Annotated in this window: 5 protein-coding genes and 1 pseudogene; 5 read left to right on the top strand and 1 reads right to left on the bottom strand. The window is 58.3% G+C overall.

All coding sequences use genetic code 11. The annotated features are described in order from the left end of the window. The 3 genes and pseudogenes from ACRESJ_RS25350 to ACRESJ_RS25340 all read left to right on the top strand — a co-directional run. Positions 1–421: pseudogene (locus ACRESJ_RS25350) on the top strand (hypothetical protein); the annotation flags it as partial. Positions 422–508: 87 nt separating this feature from the next. Beyond that, positions 509–2,362, top strand: coding sequence for an ABC transporter ATP-binding protein (locus ACRESJ_RS25345; RefSeq protein ID WP_431760357.1), 1,854 nt, complete (start codon positions 509–511; stop codon positions 2,360–2,362). A gap of 240 nt (positions 2,363–2,602) precedes the next feature. After that, positions 2,603–2,737 carry an alkyl sulfatase C-terminal domain-containing protein gene (locus ACRESJ_RS25340; RefSeq protein WP_431760356.1) on the top strand — a complete coding sequence of 45 codons (135 nt, stop codon included), beginning with the start codon at positions 2,603–2,605 and terminating at the stop codon, positions 2,735–2,737. Positions 2,738–2,827: 90 nt separating this feature from the next. Here the strand turns inward: ACRESJ_RS25340 and sohB are convergent, their stop codons facing one another. After that, positions 2,828–3,850 (bottom strand): protease SohB, encoded by a 1,023-nt coding sequence (sohB, locus tag ACRESJ_RS25335; RefSeq protein ID WP_431760355.1) that lies wholly within the window; start codon positions 3,848–3,850, stop codon positions 2,828–2,830. Between the two features lie 201 nt (positions 3,851–4,051). Between sohB and ACRESJ_RS25330 the strand changes: the two genes are divergently transcribed. Then, a complete protein-coding gene (locus tag ACRESJ_RS25330) occupies positions 4,052–4,762 on the top strand; it encodes a histidine phosphatase family protein (protein ID WP_431760354.1) in 711 nt (236 codons plus the stop codon). A 78-nt stretch (positions 4,763–4,840) separates the two neighbouring features. Continuing rightward, a complete protein-coding gene (locus ACRESJ_RS25325) occupies positions 4,841–5,155 on the top strand; it encodes an SCP2 sterol-binding domain-containing protein (protein ID WP_008154977.1) in 315 nt (104 codons plus the stop codon). Positions 5,156–5,322: the final 167 nt, after the last annotated feature.

Here is a 5,322-nt window from a genome sequence, read left to right as displayed (position 1 = left end):
CTTCCAGGACGGCAATGCGGACAGTCCGACGACGCAGATCCACATCCATAGCAGCAAGGAACGGCCCAAGCACGCCTACGTCGCCGTGCCCTACCGCGACTACTGGTACTGGATCGAGGACAGCAATTTGCCGGCCAAGCGGACGCTGGGCGCGGTGATGTTCTTTTTAAAGATTCCATCTTCCCATTCTGCAAGGCTTGCTGCCGTTAGACCTGAAGCGGATTCCCGCCGAGTTGGTCGCTGGCCTCACCCTGGCCGCACTCGCGATTCATTAAGCCCGCCCCTGTATACCGAGTGCGCTCTCGATCGGGTTCTGGCGGCCATGTTGCTGAAGCTCTACATCCAGGGCTATTTCCATCGGACTCAGGTCAGTTCGCGGATTGAGCGTTGCGCTCAGTGCAAAGTCGAGTTGATGTACTGATGGAGCGTGGCTCCTCTAACCTTCAAAACCCTCAAAGCAACCATTAAATGGCAGAATCCCCTTCACTTGACCATTTAGGAGGCCACAATGCTTCGTGTGTTTGAACGAAGACTCGACCCTTTCCCGCCTGACGAGTTACCGCCGCCACCGGTTGGTTTGGGGCGATTTCTGTGGGCCTGCACCCGAGGTGCACGCGGTTATATCCTTGCGTTGGCGCTGCTCAGTGCCAGCGTGTCGATTTACGAAGCCTGGTTGTTTTCCTTTCTTGGGCAGGTTGTGGACTTGCTCTCGATTTGGCAGGCAGGCGGCGATGCACAGGGGCAAGAAAGCCGCATGCTGTGGGGCATCGGGATCGTTTTGGTCACCAGTATCGGGCTGGTGGCGCTGCGCACCATGGTTCAGCACCAGATTTTGGCGATCAATCTGCCGCTGCGCCTGCGCTGGGACTTCCATCGTCTGATGCTGCGGCAAAGCCTTTCTTTCTTTTCCGATGAGTTCTCTGGCCGGGTGACGACCAAGGTGATGCAGACGGCATTGGCCGTGCGCGAAGTGCTGTTCACCATTATCGAAATCGCTCCGGGGATCGGGGTGTACTTCATAGCGATCATCGCGCTGGCCGGCGGCTTCGCCCTGAAACTGATGCTGCCGTTCATTGCCTGGGTCGCGTTGTTCGGGTTGGCCATGCTGTACTTCGTGCCACGCCTGGGGCAAGTCGGGCAGGAACAGGCCCATGCGCGGTCGTCGATGACCGGACGCATCTCGGATGCCTACACCAACATCACAACCGTAAAACTGTTCTCGCACTCCAAACGCGAGGCGCATTTCGCGCGGGCGGCGATGGAAGATTTCAAGCAAACAGGCTTTCGTCAGATGCGTCTGGTGAGCCAATTCGAAATCGTCAATCAGACGTTGGTGGTCGGGCTGATCCTTGGCGCCGGCGGCTATGCCCTGTGGCTGTGGCATCAGGGCGAAGTCGGCGCGGGGGCCGTCGCGGCGATTACCGCCATGGCGCTACGTATCAATGGCATGTCGCACTGGATCATGTGGCAAATGACCTCGTTGTTCGAAAGCATCGGCACTGTGCACGATGGCATGGCGACCCTGACCCGCGGCCCCAAGGTACAGGACGCGCCGGACGCTGGCGTGCTGGTGCCCGCTGGGGGCGCGGTGACATTCGACAAGGTGAGCTTCAACTACGGTGGCGAACGCCAGGTACTCGATGGCCTGAGCCTGAACATCCGCCCGGGGGAAAAAATTGGCCTGGTGGGCCGATCCGGTGCCGGCAAGTCCACGCTGATCAACCTGCTGCTGCGCTTCTACGATGTGGACAGTGGTGAGATTCGCATCGACGGGCAAAACATCGCTCAGGTAACACAAGACAGCCTGCGAAGTGCCATCGGCATGGTCACTCAAGACACTTCCCTGCTGCACCGCTCCATTCGCGACAACATCGCCTACGGCCGCCCGGATGCAACGGACGCGCAAATTCGCCGTGCCGCAGCCAACGCCCAGGCCGATGGTTTCATCAGCCAACTGCGGGACCCGCAAGGCCATTCTGGCTACGACACCCTGGTGGGCGAACGTGGCATCAAGCTGTCGGGCGGCCAGCGCCAACGCATCGCCATCGCCCGGGTGATGCTCAAGAACGCCCCGATCCTGCTACTGGACGAGGCCACCAGCGCCCTGGATTCGGAAGTCGAAGTCGCCATCCAGGAAAGCCTCGATGAAATGATGCAGGGCAAGACCGTTATCGCCATCGCCCATCGTCTGTCAACGATCGCGGCCATGGATCGGCTCATTGTCATGGATGATGGACGCATCATCGAACAGGGTACGCACGCCGAACTGCTCGTGAAGAACGGCACCTATGCGCGGCTGTGGCAGCACCAGAGTGGTGGATTTCTGGGTGAGGATCAGGGAGTGGCCGAGGCGGTGGAGTAAGCATTGGCATAAGGTGAACTGTAGGAGCTGCCGCAGGCTGCGATCTTTTGATCATGCCTTTTGAAGATCAAAAGATCGCAGCCTCGTTGCACTCGGCAGCTCCTACAGGGGATGTGCTGGGTGCGCGTCGCGATACTCATCCTCAAGACGATCAACCAGTTCAGCAACCGTCATCACCTCATCAATATTGCCCACGCCCTGCCCCGCCGCCCAGATGTCCTTCCAAAGCTTGAGCTCGTCATGTCCCCAGGTACCGACGCCCGGTCTCAATGCACTGGGCAAGTTGTTCGGGTTCAGGGCGATGGCAAGAAGCTGGGTGAATTGCTGTCGATGCTCGACAGCTTCAACGGGCAATACAACATCGTCACCCCTTGATCACTTCCAACCGCAAAAAAAACGGCATTACACCTCAGGGTGTAATGCCGTTCATTCAGGAGCGTGGTGAAGGCTGGCGACTGCCAGCCATTACCAGAAGCGTTGCTGGGTCAGGCGACTCCACCAACTCAACAACACTCGGTCAATCGAACCGCTGGCGGCCACGCCGATGCGTTCCTGCAGGCTTTTGCGTTCGGAATAATGCAGGTGATACAGCTCGGACTGCTTGGCGCGTTCGGCCAGGTACTCGTCGCTGGTCTTCAGCTCGTCCACCAATTGCTTGTCCAGCGCCGCGACACCGAGCCAGATTTCACCCGTGGCCACTTCGTCGATGGCCAGTTGCGGACGATAGCGAGCCACAAAGTTCTTGAACAGCTGATGGGTGATGTCCAGGTCTTCCTGGAACTTCTCCCGGCCCTTCTCGGTGTTTTCGCCAAACACGGTCAATGTGCGCTTGTACTCACCGGCGGTCAGTACTTCGAAGTCGATGTCGTGCTTTTTCAGCAGGCGATTGACGTTGGGCAACTGCGCCACCACACCGATCGAACCGAGAATCGCAAAGGGTGCGCTGATGATCTTCTCGCCAATGCACGCCATCATGTAGCCGCCGCTGGCCGCCACCTTGTCGATGCACACGGTCAACGGCACGCCTGCCTCGCGGATACGTGCCAGTTGCGAGGATGCCAGGCCGTAACTGTGAACCATGCCGCCGCCGCTTTCCAGGCGCAACACCACTTCATCGTTCGGCGTGGCCAGCGTCAGCAGCGCGGTGATTTCGTGACGCAGACTTTCAGTGGCCGATGCCTTGATGTCACCGTCGAAATCCAGCACGAAAACCCGGGGTTTCGCCTCAGGCTTTTTCTTCTGCTTCTTCTCGGTTTTGGACTGGGATTTGCGCAAAGCCTTGAGCTGATCCTTGTCGAGCAAGGTTTGCTCCAGGCGTTCACGCAGCCCTTTGTAGAAATCATTGAGCTTGCTGACCTGCAACTGGCCGGCCGATTTGCGTCGACCTTTACTGCGCAGTGCCGCAAAACTGCCCAGGACCACCAGAATGGCGATCACCAGGGTCACGGTCTTGGCCAGAAAAACGGCGTACTCGGACAAAAACTCCACAGGGACTCCTCAAACGATGCGCGACATCTACGCGCGCGGGATGCCTCCAGCATACCCATGCGCTGGCCCTGCGACCAGCCGTGAAACTGATGGCAACCGCCGTGCAACGAGCATTTCAAACAAGCGTATGTTTTTTCATTGACAGGTCACTGTCATCCTCATAACCTCGCCAAACCTTCAACGTACCGGGATGAAGCGGACGTGGGCAGTATCTATTTGATTCGACATGGCCAGGCCTCCTTTGGTGCAGACGACTATGACGTCCTGTCGCCGACCGGTATTCGCCAGGCAGAAATCCTCGGCCAGCACCTGGCACAGCTCGGCATCAGTTTCGATCGCTGCCTTGCAGGCGACCTGCGTCGCCAGCAGCACACCGCCAACAGTGCGCTGCAACAGTTCGCGGCCGTGGGTTTGCCTGTTCCAGTCCTCGAAACCGATAGCGCCTTCAATGAATTCGACGCCGACGCGGTGATTCGCGCGCTGCTACCCGCCATGCTGCCGGACGAACCCGAAGCGCTGAACATCCTGCGTAACGCCGCGCAAAACCGCGGTGAGTTCCAGCGGATCTTCGCCTTGATCATCGAGCGCTGGCTGGCCGGTACGTATGACACACCTGGCCTGGAAAGCTGGCTGGGTTTTGTCGAACGCGTGCAGGCCGGCCTGCATCGCATCCTCGAACAGGCCGACAACACGCAGAAGATTGCCGTATTCACCTCCGGCGGCACCATCACCGCCCTGCTCCACCTCATTACGCAAATGCCTGCCAAACAGGCTTTTGAGCTGAACTGGCAAATCGTCAACACCTCGCTCAACCACCTGAAGTTTCGTGGCCGCGAGGTGGCCCTGGCTTCCTTCAACAGTCATGCGCACCTGCAACTGCTGAAGGCCCCGGAACTCATCACGTTTCGCTGAGTTCGGATTATTGTGACCCTGGCTGTAACCACCCAGCTCTTATTACCCTGCTTTAAATACCAGAAAAAGGATCAAACCATGACCTCCGTAGCAGATGCCGTACAAGCAATGAAAGCCAAGTTCAACCCAGCCGCTGCTGCCGGTCTGGACCTGGTCTTCGGTTTCCGCATCGACGACACCAAGAATTTCTCGCTGATCGTTAAAGACAGCACCTGTGAGCTGCAAGAAGGCGAAAACCCGGACGCCCAGGTGACCCTGGTGATGGACGGCGAAACCCTGGAAGGCATCGTCAGCGGTGAAACCGACGGCATGCAAGCGTTCATGGGCGGCAAGCTGCGCGCTGAAGGCGACATGATGCTGGCAATGAAACTGTCCGAGCTGTTCCCGGCGTAAGACTGCAATTGCACACAAAACCCGCCCCTGTGGCGGGTTTTGTCGTTTATGGCCCCTGTAGGAGCGAAGCTTGCTCGCGAAAGCGGTATATCTGACGATATCTTTGCTGAATATACTGCCGTCTTCGCGGGCAAGCCTTAATGCCGGTCATTTAAGGCATTTGTAGG

Origin of the sequence: Pseudomonas sp. (genome assembly GCF_050739655.1) — a bacterium.
Taxonomy (GTDB): domain Bacteria; phylum Pseudomonadota; class Gammaproteobacteria; order Pseudomonadales; family Pseudomonadaceae; genus Aquipseudomonas.
This window is presented reverse-complemented; position numbering and strand designations above follow the sequence as displayed.